We start from the raw sequence: 18864 nt of genomic DNA, 5'->3' as shown, positions 1-18864 counted from the left end.
CTGTGCGTCGTCGTAGGGCTGTCAGAACAGCCGCAGCTTGTCGTCCTCGATGCCCCGCAGCGCGTCGTAGTCGAGGACCTGGCAGCCGATGCCGCGGTCGGTCGCGAGGACGCGGGCCTGGGGCTTGATCTCCTGGGCCGCGAAGACACCGCGCACCGGGGCGAGATGGGGATCGCGGTTCAGCAGCTCCAGATAGCGCGTGAGCTGCTCCACGCCGTCGATCTCACCGCGCCGCTTGATCTCCACCGCGACGGTCTTGCCGTCGGCGTCCCGGCACAGGATGTCGACCGGCCCGATGGCCGTCGGGTACTCGCGGCGGATCAGCGTGTAGCCGTCGCCGAGTGTCTCGATGCGGTCGGCGAGCAGCTCCTGGAGGTGCGCTTCCACGCCGTCCTTGATCAGGCCGGGATCGACACCCAGTTCGTGCGAGGAGTCGTGGAGGACTTCCTCCATCGTGATGATGAGCTTCTCTCCCGCCTTGTTGACGACGGTCCAGACGCCCTCCTCCTCGCCGGTGCCCTCCTTCAACGTGCAGGGCGGCGACATCCAGTTCAGAGGCTTGTAGGCCCGGTCGTCGGCGTGGATCGAGACGCTGCCGTCCGCCTTCACCAGGATCAGGCGCGGGGCCGAGGGAAGGTGGGCGGTGAGCCGCCCGGCGTAGTCCACGGAGCAGCGGGCAATGACGAGACGCATGGTCGGCAACGCTACTCGACGGGCACCTGTCCACGCGATTCGCCCTGGAAAACACGTGTTCGGTAATGGCCGATTGTGTGCATGGTGTGCTCATCGGGAGTGTCTCATCTGCGCATTTTCCTGGTGCGGTCACCGTACGTTGCTTACCGTATGAACGGGAGGTCGCGGTGCGTGTACGCAGCGTGTCCGGCGTCGCGAACTCCCCTATCTGTCCGGCAACCCCTGCTCGTCGGGGGTGCGAGAGGAGAACTCATGTCGCTCGACGTCTCACCGGCCCTACTCGAACAGGCCGAGCGAGGCGAGGTCGACGAAGCGGAATTCGTCGACTGCGTCCGGACCTCCCTGCCTTATGCGTGGGAGATGATCAGCTCACTGGTGGCCCAGCTGAAGGTGGACGGCGGCGCGTTCGCCGACAACCAGACGCCCCCGCCGGACGAGCAGGCACGCGGTCAGCTGCTGCGTGCGCTTGCGAGTGACGCGATACGCGGCGCGCTGCAACGGCACTTCGGTGTGCGCCTTGCCTTCCAGAACTGCCACCGGGTGGCCGTGTTCCCGCTTGACTCCTCGGTCGACGAGAAGCTGGACCGCTTCACCTCGGTCCGCAGTCAGGTGCTGAACCAGTCACCCGAGTTCAGGGACTGCTGACGCGGCGCCACTGCTTGCCGCTCCGTACGCGGGAGGTGCAGTTCTGTACCGGAGCGGCAAGCCCCCAGGAATCCACCACGCTCTCAGACGAGTTGGGGGAGCACCTCGACGCCCAGCCGCCGCACGTTCTCCTCGGTCGCCGCCAGGTCCCCGGAGCCCTCGACGAGCAGCGCGAAGCGGGAGATGCCCGTCCGCTCGCTGGTCGCCGCCAGCCGGTCCGCGCACAGCCGCGGCGTGCCCACCGGGTGCAGCCCGCAGAGCAGTTCGGTGTACGCCAGCGGGTCGCGCATCCGGCGCGTGCGCCCGTCGACCGTGACATGCGCCTCCAGGCCCTGCTTCAGCCAGCCCGGCATCGCCTTCATCAGCGTCTCCGCCGCGTCGACCCGCCGGTCCGCGATCTGGCAGACGCCGGCCGAGACATGGGACGCGCCCAGGATCTCCTCCGGCGACCGGCCGCTGGCCCGCGCGTGCTGCCGCCACAGCGCGACCATCTCAGCCTTCTCCTCGTCGCCCACGTGCATCCCGAGCAGCATCGACAGACCCCGCTCGGCGGCGAGCCGCACGCTCGCCGGCGAGGTGCAGGCCACGACGACCTCGGGCCCCGCGGCCTCCGTCAGGGCCTCCGACGGCCGCGGCACCACCGGGACTTCACGGAAGCGGAAGCGCTCCCCGTCGGCCGCCACGGACGACTCGCGCAGCCACCGCACCAGAAGCTCCAGGGACTCCGGGAACCCCTTGTCGTACGCCTCCAGACCCGCGCCGAACACCTCCAGGTCGACCCAGGGGCCGCCGCGCCCGACGCCGAGCGTGAAACGGCCGCCGCTCGTGTGGTGCAGCAGCGCGGCCTGTTCGCCGAGGGCCACGGGATGGACGGTGGGCAGCACACTGACCGCCGTGCCGACCCGGATGCGGCGGGTGCGGCCCAGCAGGAAGGCGGCCAGGGTGATGGCCGACGGACATGTGCCGTACGGCACGAAGTGGTGCTCGGCCAGCCAGACCGTGTCGAGCCCGGCCTCCTCGGCCACCTCGGCCGAGCGGACCGCGCGGTGCAGCGCCTCTCCCTCGCCCTGACCGGGGAACTGGGCCGCCAACACGAAACTTCCAACGCGCATTGCTTTCCTGCTTCCTTGGCTCCGACACGGAGCTCCCCCACAGCGCATAACCGTCTGACACGTGCCGAGGACACGGCCGGGCGGAGCATTTTGCGGATTGTCTGCAGAATCGGGCGTTCCGCCGGGAGCCCGGGGGAGAGCACCCGGGGTGAGCGCGCCGCGCCCGCGAGGGACATATGGCGATTGGTGCCGTACGCGTACCCCTGTGCGCGCCGCGTAGGCTTGATGCGGCCCGTGCTTCCTGTATAGCCCCGAGAGGTGTCCCGTGTCCCCGCGTCGCAACCGACCCAAGGGCGCCGCTGAGTCCGGCCGGAGCGTCGAGGACGACCGTCCCGGCCGCTACGGCGGCTGGCAGTCCTCGGAGAACTGGCAGGGCGAGAACTGGAGCGTGCGGCACGTGGCCGGCGCGAGCGCGCAGGGCAAGTCGTACCGCTGCCCCGGCTGCGACCAGTTGATCCCCGACGGGGTGCCGCACGTGGTGGCCTGGGCCGAGCACACGGGCGTCGACGATCGCAGACACTGGCACAAGGCCTGCTGGAACGCGCGGGACCGCCGCACCCCGGGGGTGCAGCGGTCCCGTAACGCGCCGAAGTTCTGACCGGACCAGGGCCTGCCGTTCGGATCAGGTCGCAGACGCGGGGCCTGGCACGCGCATCTGCGGCGTTGTCGTCAGTCGCCGACTCCCCCGAGCTCTCGACTCCGCTCGAGCAGGGGGGACCCCCACCGCGTCGACTCCTTCCTCCGCCTTGCAGCTACACGCACCAGGCCCCGCTCACCGGCATCGAGAAGCACCGCCGATTCCCTGCGACCTGATCCAAACGACAGGCCCTAGACGTCCCGCTTCTCCTGCAGCGCGAAGGCGCCGGCGAACGCGACGGCCGTGGCGCCGAGGATGATCCACAGCGGGTCCCAGCCGGACGGGCCGGACTGGCTCGCCGTGTTGAGGGAGTTGGCGTAGAAGACGCTCAGCTGGCTCGGGATCGAGTACTCGAACAGGGCGTCGCGCACGCCCTGCAGCGACTCCGAGAACATGAACAGCGCGATCACCAGCGGGGCCAGCACGGTGCCGATCATGATGGTGATGGCGCCGGCCGAGTGCCGGATGATCGAGCCGATGAGGAGCGAGAGCAGGCCGAGCAGCGCGATGTAGAGCGAGATGCCGACCGTGCTCTTCAGCCACTCGCCGCCCGAGGGTTCCTTGGCGCCGTTGCCGTCGAGCATGGCCACGTGCAGGAACGCGACGAGGGAGGCGGCCACCAGCGTCACCACGAACGCGACCAGGAAGAACACGATGGCCTTCGCCGCCAGCACGCGTCCGCGGCTCGGGCACGCGACCATCGTGGTGCGGATCATGCCCGTGCCGTACTCCGAGGCCGTGGTCAGCACGCCCAGCGTGATGATGCACATGCTGCCGAGCAGCAGACCGAAGAAGCCGAGGGACAGCGCGTTCTCGCCGGACAGGTCCGAGGAGGAGCTCGACACCACGATGCCGGTCAGCAGACCGATGCCGACGACGAGCAGGACGAACACCCCGAGCGTCCACATCGTGGAGCGCACCGACCTGATCTTCGTCCACTCGGATGCGATGGCGTTCCCGAGGTGCGTGCGCACGACCGGGATCGGCGAGGTGTAGCCGGGGCCGCCGGGGTGCGGGGCGGATCCGGGAGCCGCCTGCCAGGCGGGCGCGGCCTGCGGCATCTGGGGCTGGGGGCTGCTCATCGGGCGTCCTCGGGCTTGGTCAGGTCGGAGGTCGGGGCGGCGGGCTGGGCGGCGGGGGCCGCGGGCGCCTGCGGTGCGGGCGCGGCGGGCGCCGGGGCGGCCTGGCCCGGGGAGGGCTGCGGCGCGGGCTGGGCGGTGCCCTGGGGGGCCTGGGGCGCGGGCTGGGCGTACGGGTTGGGCGTCCCCGCGCCGGGGACGCCAGGGGAGCTCGGAGTGGCACCGGGGGCGCCCGGCGCGCCGTGAGCCCCCGGGGCGCCGTACGGGCCCGCCTGAGCCTCGCCCGGAGCGCCGCCGGGTACCCCCTGCGGCACAGCCTGGAGCGGCCCGCCGCCCTGCTGGGGCGGCGGCGGGGCGTACCAGCCCGGCTGGCCCTGTCCGGGCACCGGCATCGGCGGCTGCGCGCCGGGCGGCAGCGGCTGCTGGAGCCCTTCCTTCTGGTCGATCGTCGAGCGGTAGTCGACGGCGCCCTGCGTCATCCGCATGTACGCCTCCTCCAGGGAGGCCTGGTGCGGCGACAGCTCCCACAGCCGAACCTCGTGGTCGTGCGCGATGTCGCTGATGCGGGGGAGCGGCAGCCCGGTCACGCGCAGCGCGCCGTCCTGCTCGGGCATGACGTGTCCGCCCGACTCGGTGAGCGCGGCCGACAGCTTCTCGCGCTGCTGCGGCTCGCTGTCCGGCGTCCGCACGCGCGCGAAGTCCGCGGAGTTCGCCGAGATGAACGCGGTCACGCTCATGTCGGCGAGCAGCTGACCGCGCCCGATGACGATGAGGTGGTCGGCGGTCAGCGCCATCTCGCTCATCAGGTGAGAGGAGACGAAGACCGTACGGCCCTCCGCCGCCAGCGCCTTCATCAGGTTGCGGACCCAGAGGATGCCCTCGGGGTCGAGGCCGTTGACCGGCTCGTCGAACAGCAGCACCTGCGGGTCGCCGAGCAGCGCCGCGGCGATGCCGAGCCGCTGCCCCATGCCGAGGGAGAAGCCCTTGGACCGCTTCTTGGCCACGTCCTGCAGACCGACGACCCCGAGCACCTCGTCCACCCGCCGGGCCGGGATGCCCGACAGCTGGGCGAGGGACAGCAGGTGGTTGCGGGCGGAACGGCCGCCGTGCACCGCCTTGGCGTCCAGCAGGGCGCCGACCTGGCGGGCGGCGTTGGGCAGCCTGCGGTACGGATAACCGCCGATCGTCACCTGCCCGGCCGTCGGATTGTCCAGGCCGAGGATCATCCGCATCGTCGTCGACTTGCCCGAACCGTTCGGCCCGAGGAAGCCGGTGACGGCTCCGGGCCGCACCTGGAAGGAAAGGTTGTACACAGCGGTCTTGTCGCCGTAGCGCTTCGTCAGGCCGACTGCTTCGATCATGCTCCGCACCCATCGCAAGGTTCAGGACAGCGGGGCACACGCCCCCGTAAGGGTTAGGAGGATATCGAGGCGCTGACGGTTCCTTCCAAGAGGAGGTAAAAGGTCGGCCGCGTCCGTGGTCCCCCTAGGCGTCGCGCTTCTTCAGCAGCACATAGCCGCCGATCAGCGCCGCCAGCACCCACAGCCCCATGATCCCGAGGCCGCCCCACGGTCCGTACGGGGTGTCGTCGTCGATCGGCGTGACCACCTGCATGATCTTGCTGCCGGCCTGGTCGGGAAGAAACCGGCCGACCTTCTTCGTCGCGTCGACGTTGCCCAGGATGTTGGAGATCAGGAAGAAGAACGGCATCAGGATGCCCAGCGACAGCATCGGCGAGCGCAGCATCGCGGCGACGCCCATGGAGAACATCGCGATCAGCGCCATGTAGAGGCCCCCGCCGAGCACGGCCCGCAGCACCCCGGGGTCGCCGATCTCCGCCCGGTGCGAGCCCAGCATCGCCTGCCCCAGGAAGAAGGCGGCGAAGCTGGTGACGAGACCGACCAGCAGGGCCAGCCCAGTGGCGACCGCGATCTTGCTGAACAGGAAGGAGCCGCGCTGTGGCACCGCGGCCAGCGAGGTGCGGATCATGCCGGTGCTGTACTCGTTCGACACGACCAGCACACCGAAGACGATCATCGCGAGCTGACCGAGACTCATCCCCGCGAAACTGATGAACGTCGGGTCGAACTCCGCCCGGTCCTGCGCGTTCATCGAGTCGAACTCGCTCTTCGACAGCGCCGAGATCAGCATGCCGAGAGCGACCGTCACGACCACCACCAGCGAGAGCGTCCACACCGTGGACGCCACCGACCGGATCTTGGTCCACTCCGACCGTACGACCTGTGTCACCGCCATGCTCAGCCCCTCTTCCAGCCGTCGCCCCACTGCTGCCGCGGCGGCTCGGGGCTCGCCGGACTCGTTCCGCTGTGTGCGTGGTACTCCACCGACTCCGCCGTCAGCTGCATGAACGCCTCCTCCAGCGAGGCCTGTTGCGGACTCAGCTCGTGCAGCGTGATGCGATGCTGGGCCGCCAGCTCACCGATGTGCTCGGCCTTGCCACCGTCCACCTCCAGCACCCCGTCGCCGCTCTCCACGGCCACGATGCCGGCCTGGTGCAGCACATCGAGCAGCCGCTCCCGCTGCGGACTGCGAACCCGGACGTACGAACGTGAGTTGCGGTCGATGAAGTCCGCCATGGAGGTGTCCGCGAGGAGCCGGCCCTGCCCGATGACGACGAGGTGTTCGGCCGTCAGGGCCATCTCGCTCATCAGGTGGGAGGAGACGAACACGGTCCGGCCCTGCGAGGCGAGCGACTTCATCAGGGTGCGGATCCAGTGGATGCCCTCGGGGTCGAGGCCGTTGACCGGCTCGTCGAACATCAGGATCCGCGGATCGCCGAGCAGCGCGGCCGCGATGCCGAGCCGCTGCCCCATGCCCATCGAGAAGCCCTTGGTCTTCTTCTTCGCGACCGCCGTCAGCCCGACCGTCTCCAGCACGTCCCGCACCCGGCTGCGCGGAATGCCGTTGCTCTGCGCGAGGCACAGCAGATGGTTGTAGGCGGTGCGCCCACCGTGCCAGGCCTTGGCCTCCAGCAGGGCGCCGATGTACGTCAGCGGGTCCTTGAGCTGCTGGTAGTGCTTGCCGTCGATACGGACGTCGCCGGCGGTCGGATGGTCGAGCCCCAGAATCATCCGCATGGTCGTGGACTTGCCCGCGCCGTTGGGTCCGAGGAAGCCGGTGACGATGCCCGGTCTGACGGTGAAGGACAGGTTGTTGACCGCCACCTTCTCGCCGTACCGCTTGGTCAGCCCCTCGAGCTCAATCATGCCGCCACGCTAGAACGTGACAAAGCCCTCTGCCACCCGAGCGGCAGAGGGCTTTGCCGGAGATTCAGACTCCGTGCACCGGGCTGTTACCGGGACTGCTGCGCCGGGACCCCACGGGAGATCGGCTCGTCCTCGGCCGGCGTACCGGCGGCGGCCACCGCGGCGCCCGTGAGCGTCGCGAGCATCTCGCGGACGTTCGTCAGCTGGGCGTTGATGCTGTCGCGGCGGTTGGTGAGGGCCGCGAGCTCCCGCTCGGATTCCGAACGGATGCGGTCGGCCTTGGCGTTGGCGTCGGCCACGATGTCCTCGGCCTGGCGCTGGGCCGTCTCCACCGTCTGGCGGGCGCGGCGCTCGGCGTCCGTGCGCAGCTTCTCGGCCTCCAGGCGCAGCTGCTCGGCGCGGTGCTCGATCTCGGCCAGGCGCTTCTCGGCCTTGGCCTGACGGGAGGCCAGGTCGCGCTCGGACTGCTCGCGGCGCTTGGCGAGGTTCGTCTCGAAGTCGGCGGCGGCCTGCGCGGCCTTCGCACGGGTCTCCTCGAAGAGAGCGTCCGCCTCCTCGCGCTTGGACTGCGCGTCCTTCTGCGCCTCGGCACGCAGCTGGGAGGCGTCACTCTTGGCCTTCTCGACGATCCGCAGGCCCTCGTCCTCGGCCTTCGCCTTGCGCTCCGCCGAGTACGACTCGGCGTCGTTGCGCACCTGCTGGGCCGCCGACTCGGCGAGCTCGCGGTGCTGCTCGGCCGCGCGCCGGGCCTCCTCGCGCAGGTCCTTCGCCTCTTCCTCGGCGAGGCGGAGGATCTTCTCCACGCGCGCACCGAGACCCGCGTACGACGGCTCGGCGTCGGTGATCTGGGCCTGGGCGTTCTGCGTCTCGAGGTGGAGCTCTTCGATGCGCTTTTCCAGAGCGGTGATGCGGGCGAGAGCGCTGTCACGGTCGGAGACGAGCTTGGAGATACGTTCGTCCACCTGAGCGCGGTCGTACCCACGCCGCACAAGCTCGAAGCCGTAGGGGGAAGTGTCGCTCATGGGGTTCCTGTCGAATGAGACCGGTGAGGTGATAGGTGGAATCCTAGGGGCCGAAACGGTGTGTCATCGAGCGGATGCGCGTTTGATCTGGAAAATGACACCCCTTTTGAGTGGCTATCCCCGGGACCGCTTGCCAAAGACTTGGCCAAAGGCCCCAGCACACACCGGATTCGCCCCGTTTCGCTAGCTATCCGAGGACTTGCCACCCGAACGGGGTGCGCCGACCGTCGCGCCGGCCTTGACTCCGTTGTCCTTGCCCGCGGAGGGGGCCTCGAAGGACTCCAACGCCTCCAGGACGTCCTGGACACGGGAGATCTCGGCGTTGATGTCCTCGCGGCGACGGACCAGGACCTCCAGCTCGCGCTTGCCCTCCTCGACCGTGCGCTTGGCCTCGCGGATCGCCTCGGCCTTGAGCTCCTCGGCCTCCCGGACCAGCGTGGACTTCTTCTGCTCGGCCTCCTTGAGCAGCCCCTCCGCCTTCTTCACCGCGGCGATACGGACCTTGCCCGCCTCGGAGTTGGCCTCCGAAACGATCTCCTTGGCCTTCGCCTGCGCCTTCGCCAGCTGCTCCTCGGCCGCCTTGACGAGCGCGTCGCAGCGGTCGCCCGCCGACTTCATCGTCTCGGCCGACTCACGGCGGGCCCGCTCGTGCAGCTCCTCGATCTCGGAGGTGATGCGGTCGCGCAGCTCCTCGGCGCGCTCCCTTATCTGCGTGGCGTCCCGGCGCGCGCCGACGAGCAGCTCGTCCGCGTCCGTACGGGCCTTCTCCACCAGGGAGTTGCCCTCGACCGTCGCCTCGGACACCAGCCGGTCGGCCTCGGTGCGGGCCGCGCCGACCATCGTGTCGGCCTGCGACTCGGCCTCCGCGGTGGTCTTGTGCGCCTGCTGCTGCGCCTCGGTCAGCAGCTTGTCCGCCTCGGCCGTGGTCTCCGTGATGAGCTTGTCGACCTGCTCGGCCGCCTCGGAGCGCCGCTTGTTGGCGTCCTTGCGGGCCTCGTCCAGCGTGCGGTCGGCCTCCTCGCGCGCGCCGGTGACGAGCCGCTCCGCCTCCGCCTCCGCGTCGGTCTTGACGCGCGCGGCCTCGTTGCGGACCCGCTCCGCGTGCTGCTGTGCCGAACCGACCGTCTCGGCGGCCTCGGCCCGCAGCCGCTCCGCCTCGCCGGTGGCGTCCCCGACCAGCTGCTCGGCCTTGGCGACCGACTCCGCGCGCACCCGCTCGGCCTCCGTGGCCGCCTCGGAGCGGACCCGCTCGGCCTCGGAGATCGCCTCCGTACGGACCCGCTCGGCCTCGGCGACCGTGTCCATGCGCAGCCGGTCGGTCTCCTGGACCGTCTCCGTCGTGAGCCGCTCCGCCTCGTTGCGCGCCTCGGTGATGAGGGTGTCCGCCTGCGTCGCCGCGTCCGACCGGATGCGGTTGGCGTCCTCCCGGGCGTCCGCCCGGGTGCGCGAGGCGGCCTGCTCGGCCTCGGCGATCGCGTCCGACGCCTCCGTGCGCACCCGCTGGGCGTGCTCGGCGACGTCCGTGCGGATCCGCTCCGCCTCCGAGATCGCCTCGGACATCGTCCGCTCGGCGAGCGCCTTGGCGGCCTCGGTCTCCTCGTGCGCCTCGCGCCGCAGCCGGCCCGCGTCCTCGCTCGCCCGCTCCCGCTCGGCGTAGGCGTCGGAGCGGACCCGGTCCGCCTCCTCCTGGGCCTCCCGGCGCGTACGGTCCGCCGCGTGCTCGGCGGCGCTGCGCAGGCCGGTGATCTCCTCCTGGGCCTGCTCGTGCAGCCCCGCGACGGAGTCCCGGACCTGCTGGGCGTGCTGCTCGGCCGCCGACACCATCTCCGTGGCGCGCCGGTCGGCCTCCTCGACCAGCCGTACGGCCTCGGTCTGCGCGTCCTCCACGCGCTTGCGCGCCGAGGCCAGCAGCTCCTCGCTCTGCTCGCGGGCCCGCTCGCGCTCCTGGTCGGCCTCCTGCCGGGCGCTGCCGAGGAGTTCCTCGGCCTCGCGGCGGCGCCGGTTGGCCTCCTCCTGGGCGGCGGCCAGCGTCTCCGAGGCCTCCGTACCGAGCCGCTCGGCAGCGGCCTGCGCCTCCGCGCGCATCCGGTCGGCGCTCTCCTGCGCCTCCGACTTCAGCCGCTCGGCCTCGTTCGCCGCCTCCGAGCGCAGCCGTACGGCGACGGCCTCGCCCTCGGCGCGCGACGCGGACGCGTCCGACGCGGCCTCGTCGCGCAGCCGCTCGGCCTCCGCCTCGGCCTGCTGCTGGAGCGTACGGATCCGCTCCGCGGCCTCGGCGCGCAGCCGTTCGTTCTCCTCGGCGGCCTCCCGGCGGAGCCGCGCGGCCTCCTCACGGGCGTCCGACAGCGCCTGCTCGGCGACCGTCAGCCGCTCCTCGGCCTCTCGCTGGAGCCGTGTCAGCTCCTCGGCGGCCTCCGCCCGACGGGCCTCTATGGCCCGCTCGGTCTCCTCGTGCAGTTCCCGCGCCGCGCGCTCGGCGTCCTCCTTGAGCGCCTCGGCCTGCTCGACGACCTCCTCGCGGTGCCGCTCGGCCTCCTGCCGGGTGCGCTGAAGGGTCTCCTCGGCCTGCCGGCGCAGAGTCGTCGCCCGCTCGATGGCCTCGGTGCGGACCTTCTCGCTGTCCGCCTGGGCCGTCGTGCGCAGCTCGTCGGCGTCCGCCTTGGCCTTGGCGAGCAGCTCCTCGGCGGACTTCGCCGCCTCCTCGATCTGCGCCACGGCCTCCTTGCGGGCCTCGGCGCGGATCTTCTCGCCCTCGTCGACCGCGTCCGCCCGCAGCTGCTCGGCCTCGCCGCGCAGCCGGCGGGCCTCCTCCTGCAGCTCGACCGTCTTGGCGCGGTACTCCTTGGTGTCGTCCTTCGCCGCGCCCTTGAGCTGCTCGGCGATGTCGTGCGCCTCGGCCCGCAGCCGGTCCGCCTCGGCCTCGGCCTCCGAGCGGATCCGCTCGGCCTCCTCGGCCGCGGCCCTGGTGGTCTTCTTGGCGTCCTCCGACGCCTTGTCGAGGACCTCCTCGGCGGTCCTGGCCGCCTTGGACAGCTGGGTCGCGGTCTCCTCGGCGGTGAGCGTGCGAGCCTTCTCGGAGGCCTCCGCGACGATCTTCTCCGCCTCGGCCTTGGCGTCCGCGACGATCTGCTCGGCCTCGGACTTGGTGTTCTCGGCCTCCTTGGTGGCCTCCTCGACCAGCCGGGCGACCTGCTCCTTGGCGGTGCGCGTCCGCGTCTCGTTCGCGGACTCGGCGCTCGCCAGGGCCTTGGCGGCGGCCTCCTCGGCCTCCGTGACCAGTTTCTCCGACTCGGTCTGCGCCTTGCGCAGCGCCTCCTCGGCCTCGGCCATCCGCTGCTCGGCGGCCTTGCTCAGCTCCTGGGCCTCACGGCGGGCGGACTCCGACTCCGTGACCGTGGACGTGCGCAGCTGCTCGGCGTGGTCGGTGGCCTCCTGGGCCTGCGTGGAGGCGGCGTTGAGCAGGCGCTCGGCGTCCGTGCGGGCGCGGCGCAGGATCTGCTCGGCCTCCGCCCGGGCCTCCTCGGCCGCGCTCGTCAGCCGCTGCCTGGCCTCCGTGGCGAGCCGCTCGGCCTCCGCGCGGGCGGTGGCCAGGGACTGCTCGGCCTCGGCCCGGGACTCCTCCAGCAGCCGGCGGGCCTGCTGCTCGGTACGCGCCCGCAGCTGCTCGGCCCAGGCCACGTTCTCGTTGACGTGCGACTCGACCGTCTGGCGGCGCTCGGACAGCTCCTGGTCCAGCTGCTGGCGGCGGGTCACGGCCTCCTGGTGCAGCTCGGCCTGGAGCCGGGCCGCCTGCTCGGCGTGCTCCTGGAGGATCCGCTGGGTCTGGGCCCGGGCCTCGCTCAGCTCCCGGTCGGCGTCCGCGCGGATCTGGTCGGCCTGCACCTGCGCGTTGCGGAGCAACTGCTCGGCCTGCCAGCCGATGTCGCCCCCGTCGAAGGAGGGCCGGGTCATGATGGTGCGCCGCGCCTCGTGCAGCTTGGCGCGCAGCACCTCGACCTGGTAGCCGAGGTCCTCGGCGTGCTGGATCGCCTTTTCCCGCTCGGTCTTCAGCCGCTTCATCTCGGCTTCGAACCGAGAGAGGTGGTCGACGTCAGCCGCCGGCTCTCGCTCCTGGCTCTCGTAGCCCCGCACTGCGCGGTCCCATCCGTCCCCTGGTCGCAACTCTTACCGAACGAGCTCCGTCCATACGCCGAACGGGGCCCCCGGGGAATGGTGTCAGATCATCGGCGGAGCAGAGGCTGCTGCCCCGACGCTCGTCCCCCGAAACCCGGACCCCGGTGGTCCTGCCGTCGCACGGCGGGACCGCGGTCACCCTGGACTGAGCGGCGACCGCCCCCAACCCTACCGGCCCCTATGTACGAGGGTCAGTGCTCAGGTGACTCAACAGGCGCCGAAGTGACCAGTTCTGTCAGTACGCCATGACAGTCCTTGGGGTGCAGGAAGGTGATCCGTGACCCCATGGAACCGACTCGGGGCTCTTCGTACAGCACGCGTACGCCCTTGCCCTTGATCTCCTCGGCGTCACCGTCGACATCTGCCGTACCGAAAGCGATGTGGTGGACGCCCTCGCCGTTCTTCGCCAGCCACTTCGCGACGGTGGAGTCCTCCCGGGTCGGCTCCAGGAGCTGCAGGTAGGAGGCGCCGCCGTCGGACGTTTCGTTGATCTTGAGCATGGCCTCGCGCACGCCCTGCTCCTCGTTGACCTCGGAGTGGAACACCTCGAAGCCGTAGGTGGCACGGTAGAACTCGACGGTCTTGTCGAGGTCGAAACAGGCGATTCCGATGTGGTCGATTCGCGTCAGCATGGATTCAGTGCAGCGCCCCCGAGGTGGTTACGCAACGTGCGCGCGATCACACCGACGGCCCGATGACGGCACGGAGTGCCACTCAGTACATTCGAAGTAAACCCTCGTTCACTCCTCGGCTGTGCAGCCGGTAAGGGGATCGCAGCTCATGTCTTCTGGAACTTCCGAAGCGAACAGCTCGGTGATCGTCGCGGGCGCGCGTACGCCCATGGGCCGGTTGCTCGGTTCGCTCAAGTCCTTCTCCGGAGCCGACCTCGGCGGCTTCGCGATCAAGGCCGCCCTCGACCGTGCGGGGATCGGCGGCGACCAGGTGCAGTACGTGATCATGGGCCAGGTGCTCCAGGCCGGGGCGGGGCAGATCCCGGCCCGCCAGGCCGCGGTCAAGGCCGGCATCCCGATGAACGTGCCGGCGCTGACCATCAACAAGGTGTGTCTGTCGGGCCTCGACGCCATCGCGCTCGCCGACCAGCTCATCCGTGCGGGTGAGTTCGACGTGGTCGTCGCCGGTGGCCAGGAGTCCATGACCAACGCGCCGCACCTGCTGCCGAAGTCCCGCGAGGGCTACAAGTACGGTGCCGTCGAGATGATCGACGCCATGGCGTACGACGGTCTGACCGACTCCTTCGACGGCGTCGCCATGGGCGAGTCCACGGAGAAGCACAACACCCGCCTGGGCATCGCCCGGCCCGAGCAGGACGAGATCGCCGCGCTGTCGCACCAGCGGGCCGCGGCGGCACAGAAGAACGGCCTGTTCGAGGCCGAGATCACGCCCGTCGAGATCCCGCAGCGCAAGGGCGACCCGGTGCTGTTCAGCAAGGACGAGGGGATCCGCGGTGACACGACCGCGGAGTCGCTCGGGAAGCTGCGTCCGGCGTTCGCCAAGGACGGCACGATCACGGCCGGTTCCGCCTCGCAGATCTCCGACGGTGCCGCCGCCGTCGTCGTGATGAGCAAGGCCAAGGCGCAGGAGCTCGGCCTGGAGTGGATCGCCGAGATCGGCTCGCACGGGAACGTGGCCGGGCCGGACAACTCGCTGCAGTCGCAGCCGTCCAACGCGATCCTGCACGCGCTGAAGAAGGAGGGCCTGGAGGTCTCGGACCTCGACCTCATCGAGATCAACGAGGCGTTCGCCGCTGTGGCCGTGCAGTCCATGAAGGACCTCGGGGTGTCCACCGAAAAGGTGAATGTCAACGGTGGTGCGATTGCCCTGGGTCACCCGATCGGGATGTCCGGTGCGCGTCTCGTGCTGCACCTCGCGCTGGAGCTGAGGCGGCGTGGCGGTGGCGTGGGTGCGGCCGCGCTGTGCGGTGGTGGTGGGCAGGGTGACGCGCTGATCGTGCGCGTGCCCAAGGCCTGAGTCCCGGTATGTCCCTTCTCGGTACGTCCCTTATCTGAACGGAGCTGTGAGCTGTGATGCAGGACGTCTCCACCCTGGTGGCCCAGGCCAGGGAAGGCCGGCCGCGGGCCGTGGCCCGGCTGATCTCCCTGGTGGAGGGGGCGTCCCCGCAGCTGCGGGAGGTCATGGCGGCGCTGGCGCCGCTGACGGGCGGGGCGTACGTGGTGGGACTGACCGGGTCGCCCGGGGTCGGCAAGTCGACGTCGACCTCGGCGCTGGTCTCCGCGTACCGCAAGCAGGACAAGCGGGTCGGCGTGCTCGCCGTCGACCCGTCGTCCCCGTTCTCGGGCGGTGCGCTGCTCGGGGACCGGGTGCGGATGTCGGAGCACGCGTCCGACCCGGGTGTGTACATCAGGTCGATGGCCACGCGCGGGCATCTGGGCGGGCTGGCCTGGTCGGCTCCGCAGGCGATCCGGGTGCTGGACGCCGCCGGCTGCGACGTGATCCTGGTCGAGACGGTGGGGGTGGGGCAGTCGGAGGTGGAGATCGCCTCCCAGGCGGACACGTCCGTCGTGCTGCTCGCGCCGGGGATGGGGGACGGGATCCAGGCGGCCAAGGCCGGAATCCTGGAGATCGGCGACGTGTACGTCGTGAACAAGGCGGACCGGGACGGGGCGGACGCGACGGCTCGCGAGCTGAACCACATGCTGGGGCTGGGGGAGTCCCGGGGGCCGGGCGACTGGCGTCCGCCGATCGTGAAGACGGTCGCCGCGCGGGGCGAGGGCGTCGACGAGGTCGTCGAGGCGCTGGAGAAGCACCGGGCCTGGATGGAGGAGCGGGGTGTGCTCGCGGAGCGGCGGCTCTCCCGGGCGTCGCGGGAGGTCGAGACGATCGCGGTGACGGCGCTGCGGGAGCGGATCGGGGACCTGCACGGGGACCGGCGCCTCGGGGCGCTGGCGGAGCGGATCATCGCGGGCGAACTGGACCCCTACCGGGCGGCTGACGAGCTGGTGGCCGGGTTGACGGAGGGCTGAGACGGCTTCGGCCTTTTCGCCTGGCGGTGGGTGGGGGTGCGCGTTCGTCTCGCCTTCGCGTGGGGTGTGGGTCGGGGCCGCGCCGGGGGGTGTCCGTCCTCGGAACGGCGCGATGGACCTTTTTACCGACTGACTGTCCGTTGACGCGCCAACCGCTGCGGGCGGACACCCCCCGACACGACCCCTTCTCGCCGTACGCGGGTGCGGGAGCGCGTAGCGGCACCCCGCTCCGCCGGGCTGCGGCCCCACCCGCCCCCAGCACCAACGCAGCGGCACCTTGGGACACCGGGGACCCACCCGGCCCACCCGGCCTCGGCACCAACGCAGCGGCACCCCGAAGACGCCGGGTCGCGGACCCACCCGGCCCCGGCGTCCGTGTGGGGACGCCGGGGCCGTGAAGAGGGGCAGCTGCTGATCAGTCCTGGTCGTCAGCGTCGTCCGCGTCGTCGTCCTGCGCGTCGGCGCGGTCCGCCGTGACCTTGCCCGAGGTGAGGTCGATCTTCCAGTCCTGCTCGGCGCCGCCGGACTTGCGCGTCTCGGCCTCCCAGGACTTGTTCTTGCCGTCGTCGTCGAGGTCCACGGACGTCACCACGCCCTTGCCGGCGGCAGCCTTCGCCGCCTCCTCGGCCGTCACCGACGAGCCCTTCAGCGCCGCCCGCACCTGCGCCGTGTCGTCCTCGTCGTCGGTGTGCGAGCCGAGGACCTTGCCGTTCGCCGGGTCGACGCTCACGCTGTGCCAGGTGTTGTCGCCCGACAGGACGTCGACCGTCCAGACGACCTTGCCGCTGTCGTCCTCGTCGTCCAGCTCGGCGGAGACCACCGTGCCCGACGTGTGCTTCAGCGCGGAGGCGATCGCCTCGGACGCCGTCACGTCCGCCGACACCGCCTTCTCGGCGTCGTCCCGGTCGCCGTCGTCGTCCCGGTCGTCCCGGACGTCGTCGTTCGACAGCTGAGTGGTGGCCGCCTGCCGCGCCGAGCCCTGGTCGTCTCCCGTGGTCGCGAGGGCCGTGGCCGTCCCGCCTCCGATCAGAGCGGCGGCGGTCACAGCGGCGATCACGATGTTGCGCTTCATGCGGATTCCTCCCGAGTCGTTTTGTTTTCGACGTCTTCGACTCTGGCTGACGGAGGCTGAGAGGAACCTGAAGCCCCCTGAAGGGATCTTCAGGTTCCCTTTGCCACTCTTTACCCATGCGCCTGTTGATCGTGGAGGACGAGAAGCGGCTGGCCCTGTCGCTCGCCAGGGGCCTGACGGCCGAGGGATACGCCGTGGACGTCGTCCACGACGGACGGGAGGGGCTGTACCAGGCCTCGGAGGGCACGTACGACCTGGTCATCCTCGACATCATGCTGCCCGGCCTCAACGGCTACCGGGTCTGCGCGGCCCTGCGCGCCGCCGGGCACGACGTGCCGATCCTGATGCTGACCGCCAAGGACGGCGAGTACGACGAGGCCGAGGGGCTCGACACCGGTGCGGACGACTATCTGACCAAGCCGTTCTCGTACGTCGTGCTCGTCGCCCGGGTCAAGGCGCTGCTGCGGCGGCGCGGGCAGGGCGCGGGGGCCTCGCCCGTGCATGTGCACGGGGATCTGAAGGTGGACACCGCGGCCCGGCGGGTCTTCCTGGGCGAGAACGAGATCACCCTCACCACCAAGGAGTTCTCCGTGCTGGAGCAGCTCGTGCTGCGGGCCGGCGAGGTGGTGTCCAAGTCCGAGATCCTGGAGCACGTCTGGGACTTCGCGTACGAGGGCGATCCGAACATCGTCGAGGTGTACGTCAGCACGCTGCGGCGGAAGCTGCGGGCGGGGCTGATCCGGACCGTGCGCGGGGCCGGCTACCGGCTGGAGACGTCGCCGTGAGGCGGCTGTTCGGGTCCGTCCGGGCGCGGGCCACGCTGGGGGCGACGCTGGTCGTCGCGGTGGCGCTCGTCGCCGCCGGGGCCGCCGTGCTGCTGTCCCTGCGGTCCAACCTGATCGGCGAGGCCGGTACGCAGGCGGAGCGCTCCGCGCGGGCGGTCGCCTCCGAGCTCGCCGCCGGGACGCCGTACGACAAGCTCTCGGGGCTGGACGGCGACGACGGGCCCGTCCAGGTCCTGGACGAGCACGGGCGGCTGGTCGCGGCCAGTGAGGATCTGGAGAAGATCAGCGGCACCGACAGCGGGCAGGTGAAGCCGCGGCCGGCGGTGAAGCCCACCGGGGATGACGATGACGACTCCGACGACGCGGGCGAGCCCCTCGAAGCCGGTGAGATCTCGGGGGAGAGCGTCTTCAGCAACGGGTCGGCCACCATCGACGGGGACGCGGAGGACTACCGGTTCGCCGCCGTCGAGGTGGAGACCCACGACCGGGGGCACCTCAAGGTCTACGCCGGTTCCCCGCTGGCCGCCGAACACGGGGCCGTACGGTCCGCGCTGACGGTGATGCTGATCGGGTTCCCGCTGCTGCTCGGTGTCGTCGCGGCCGTGACCTGGCTGGTCACCCGGCGGGCCCTGCGGCCCGTGGAGGGGATCCGGCGCGAGATGGCCGCGATCACCCAGTCCGAGGACCTCGCGCGGCGCGTTCCGGAGCCGGACACGCACGACGAGATCGCCCGGCTCGCCAGCACCACCAACGAGACGCTCGCGGCGCTGGAGACGTCCGTGGAGCGGCAGCGGCGGTTCGTCGCCGACGCCTCCCATGAGCTGCGCAGCCCCATCGCCTCGCTGCGGACGCAGTTGGAGGTGGCCGCCGCGCATCCCGAGCTGCTGGATCTGGACGGGGCCGTGGAGGACACCGTCCGGCTTCAGCGGCTGGCCGCCGACCTGCTGCTGCTCGCCCGGCTGGACGCGGGGGAGCGGCCCAACGACGCAAAGGTGGACCTCGCCCGGCTGGCCCGGGAGGCGGTCGAGGGGCGGACGGGTGTGACCGTGGACGCGGAGCCGGTGGAGGTGGCCGGGTCGCGGGGGCAGTTGGGGAGGGTGCTCGCCAATCTGCTCGACAACGCCCAGCGGCACGCCCGGTCGGCCGTGACCGTGAACGTGCGGCGCGAGGGCGACCGGGCCGTGATCGGGGTGGCCGACGACGGTGACGGGGTGCCCGAGGACGACCGGGAGCGGATCTTCGAACGGTTCGTCCGGCTGGACGCGGCCCGCAGCCGCGACGACGGCGGAGCCGGGTTGGGGCTCGCCATCGCCCGCGACGTGGCCGTCCGGCACGGCGGCACGCTCACGGCCGGACGGGGGCCCGCAGGCGGAGCCCTGTTCGAACTCCGCCTGCCGCTCGTCTAGCGGGGGCTGCG

Annotated in this window: 16 protein-coding genes; 6 read left to right on the top strand and 10 right to left on the bottom strand. The window is 71.2% G+C overall.

Annotated features, from left to right (window positions below):
- Window positions 1–21: 21 nt before the first annotated feature.
- The gene (gene nucS / locus IE153_RS30325) at window positions 22–693 is read right to left on the bottom strand and encodes an endonuclease NucS (protein WP_030854272.1); all 672 of its coding nucleotides are present in this window, start codon (window positions 691–693) and stop codon (window positions 22–24) included.
- A 252-nt stretch (window positions 694–945) separates the two neighbouring features.
- Between nucS and IE153_RS30320 the strand changes: the two genes are divergently transcribed.
- Complete coding sequence (locus IE153_RS30320) at window positions 946–1338, top strand: SCO5389 family protein (RefSeq protein WP_003993005.1); 393 nt, start codon at window positions 946–948, stop codon at window positions 1336–1338.
- Between the two features lie 83 nt (window positions 1339–1421).
- Here the strand turns inward: IE153_RS30320 and IE153_RS30315 are convergent, their stop codons facing one another.
- Window positions 1422–2450, bottom strand: a complete 1029-nt coding sequence (locus IE153_RS30315; protein WP_189592959.1) for an LLM class flavin-dependent oxidoreductase — start codon at window positions 2448–2450, stop codon at window positions 1422–1424.
- A gap of 265 nt (window positions 2451–2715) precedes the next feature.
- Here IE153_RS30315 and IE153_RS30310 point away from each other — a divergent pair, with 265 nt between their 5' ends.
- A complete protein-coding gene (locus IE153_RS30310) occupies window positions 2716–3048 on the top strand; it encodes an Rv1322 family protein (protein ID WP_185013193.1) in 333 nt (110 codons plus the stop codon).
- 230 nt (window positions 3049–3278) lie between these two features.
- On the opposite strand, the gene IE153_RS30305 is transcribed toward IE153_RS30310, so the two are convergent.
- The 7 genes from IE153_RS30305 to mce all read right to left on the bottom strand — a co-directional run bounded on the left by IE153_RS30305 (window position 3279) and on the right by mce (window position 13220).
- The gene (locus IE153_RS30305) at window positions 3279–4169 is read right to left on the bottom strand and encodes an ABC transporter permease subunit (protein WP_189592958.1); all 891 of its coding nucleotides are present in this window, start codon (window positions 4167–4169) and stop codon (window positions 3279–3281) included.
- Window positions 4166–5527, bottom strand: a complete 1362-nt coding sequence (locus IE153_RS30300; RefSeq protein ID WP_189592957.1) for an ABC transporter ATP-binding protein — start codon at window positions 5525–5527, stop codon at window positions 4166–4168. The genes IE153_RS30305 and IE153_RS30300 overlap by 4 nt, the downstream gene beginning before the upstream one ends.
- 124 nt (window positions 5528–5651) lie before the next feature.
- On the bottom strand, window positions 5652–6422 hold the full coding sequence (locus IE153_RS30295; protein WP_189592956.1) for an ABC transporter permease: 771 nt from the start codon (window positions 6420–6422) through the stop codon (window positions 5652–5654).
- A gap of 2 nt (window positions 6423–6424) precedes the next feature.
- Window positions 6425–7393 (bottom strand): ABC transporter ATP-binding protein, encoded by a 969-nt coding sequence (locus IE153_RS30290; protein WP_031107950.1) that lies wholly within the window; start codon window positions 7391–7393, stop codon window positions 6425–6427.
- Window positions 7394–7479: 86 nt separating this feature from the next.
- On the bottom strand, window positions 7480–8415 hold the full coding sequence (locus tag IE153_RS30285) for a coiled-coil domain-containing protein (protein ID WP_031107949.1): 936 nt from the start codon (window positions 8413–8415) through the stop codon (window positions 7480–7482).
- Between the two features lie 183 nt (window positions 8416–8598).
- Window positions 8599–12546: a polarized growth protein Scy gene (scy, locus tag IE153_RS30280; protein WP_189592955.1), complete on the bottom strand. Its 3948-nt coding sequence runs from the start codon at window positions 12544–12546 to the stop codon at window positions 8599–8601.
- A gap of 233 nt (window positions 12547–12779) precedes the next feature.
- Window positions 12780–13220: a methylmalonyl-CoA epimerase gene (gene mce, locus IE153_RS30275; RefSeq protein WP_031107947.1), complete on the bottom strand. Its 441-nt coding sequence runs from the start codon at window positions 13218–13220 to the stop codon at window positions 12780–12782.
- A 148-nt stretch (window positions 13221–13368) separates the two neighbouring features.
- Between mce and IE153_RS30270 the strand changes: the two genes are divergently transcribed.
- Complete coding sequence (locus IE153_RS30270; protein ID WP_189592954.1) at window positions 13369–14577, top strand: acetyl-CoA C-acetyltransferase; 1209 nt, start codon at window positions 13369–13371, stop codon at window positions 14575–14577.
- Between the two features lie 56 nt (window positions 14578–14633).
- Entirely contained in the window at window positions 14634–15590 is a 957-nt protein-coding gene (gene meaB / locus IE153_RS30265; RefSeq protein WP_030854298.1) for a methylmalonyl Co-A mutase-associated GTPase MeaB, read from the top strand.
- Between the two features lie 415 nt (window positions 15591–16005).
- On the opposite strand, the gene IE153_RS30260 is transcribed toward meaB, so the two are convergent.
- On the bottom strand, window positions 16006–16662 hold the full coding sequence (locus tag IE153_RS30260; protein WP_189592953.1) for a PepSY domain-containing protein: 657 nt from the start codon (window positions 16660–16662) through the stop codon (window positions 16006–16008).
- 116 nt (window positions 16663–16778) lie between these two features.
- On the opposite strand from IE153_RS30260, the gene IE153_RS30255 reads away from it, so the two are divergent.
- Window positions 16779–17447, top strand: a complete 669-nt coding sequence (locus IE153_RS30255) for a response regulator transcription factor (RefSeq protein WP_189592952.1) — start codon at window positions 16779–16781, stop codon at window positions 17445–17447.
- Entirely contained in the window at window positions 17444–18853 is a 1410-nt protein-coding gene (locus tag IE153_RS30250; protein WP_189592951.1) for a sensor histidine kinase, read from the top strand. Before IE153_RS30255 ends, IE153_RS30250 begins: the two co-directional genes overlap by 4 nt.
- Window positions 18854–18864 lie beyond the last annotated feature (11 nt).

This window comes from Streptomyces massasporeus, assembly GCF_014648995.1.
GTDB classification, from domain to species: domain Bacteria; phylum Actinomycetota; class Actinomycetes; order Streptomycetales; family Streptomycetaceae; genus Streptomyces; species Streptomyces massasporeus.
The sequence above is the reverse complement of the archived record's forward strand: the minus strand, read 5'-3'. Positions and strand labels throughout refer to the sequence as shown.

Coding starts and splice junctions, on each gene's coding strand:
- IE153_RS30270 (WP_189592954.1), top strand. CDS start 13,369: ATGTCTTCTGGAACTTCCGAAGCGAACAGCTCGGTGATCGTCGCGGGC.
- IE153_RS30295 (WP_189592956.1), bottom strand. CDS start 6,422: ATGGCGGTGACACAGGTCGTACGGTCGGAGTGGACCAAGATCCGGTCG.
- mce (WP_031107947.1), bottom strand. CDS start 13,220: ATGCTGACGCGAATCGACCACATCGGAATCGCCTGTTTCGACCTCGAC.
- IE153_RS30260 (WP_189592953.1), bottom strand. CDS start 16,662: ATGAAGCGCAACATCGTGATCGCCGCTGTGACCGCCGCCGCTCTGATC.
- IE153_RS30285 (WP_031107949.1), bottom strand. CDS start 8,415: ATGAGCGACACTTCCCCCTACGGCTTCGAGCTTGTGCGGCGTGGGTAC.
- IE153_RS30305 (WP_189592958.1), bottom strand. CDS start 4,169: ATGAGCAGCCCCCAGCCCCAGATGCCGCAGGCCGCGCCCGCCTGGCAG.
- nucS (WP_030854272.1), bottom strand. CDS start 693: ATGCGTCTCGTCATTGCCCGCTGCTCCGTGGACTACGCCGGGCGGCTC.
- IE153_RS30290 (WP_031107950.1), bottom strand. CDS start 7,393: ATGATTGAGCTCGAGGGGCTGACCAAGCGGTACGGCGAGAAGGTGGCG.
- IE153_RS30320 (WP_003993005.1), top strand. CDS start 946: ATGTCGCTCGACGTCTCACCGGCCCTACTCGAACAGGCCGAGCGAGGC.
- meaB (WP_030854298.1), top strand. CDS start 14,634: ATGCAGGACGTCTCCACCCTGGTGGCCCAGGCCAGGGAAGGCCGGCCG.
- IE153_RS30300 (WP_189592957.1), bottom strand. CDS start 5,527: ATGATCGAAGCAGTCGGCCTGACGAAGCGCTACGGCGACAAGACCGCT.
- IE153_RS30255 (WP_189592952.1), top strand. CDS start 16,779: ATGCGCCTGTTGATCGTGGAGGACGAGAAGCGGCTGGCCCTGTCGCTC.
- IE153_RS30315 (WP_189592959.1), bottom strand. CDS start 2,450: ATGCGCGTTGGAAGTTTCGTGTTGGCGGCCCAGTTCCCCGGTCAGGGC.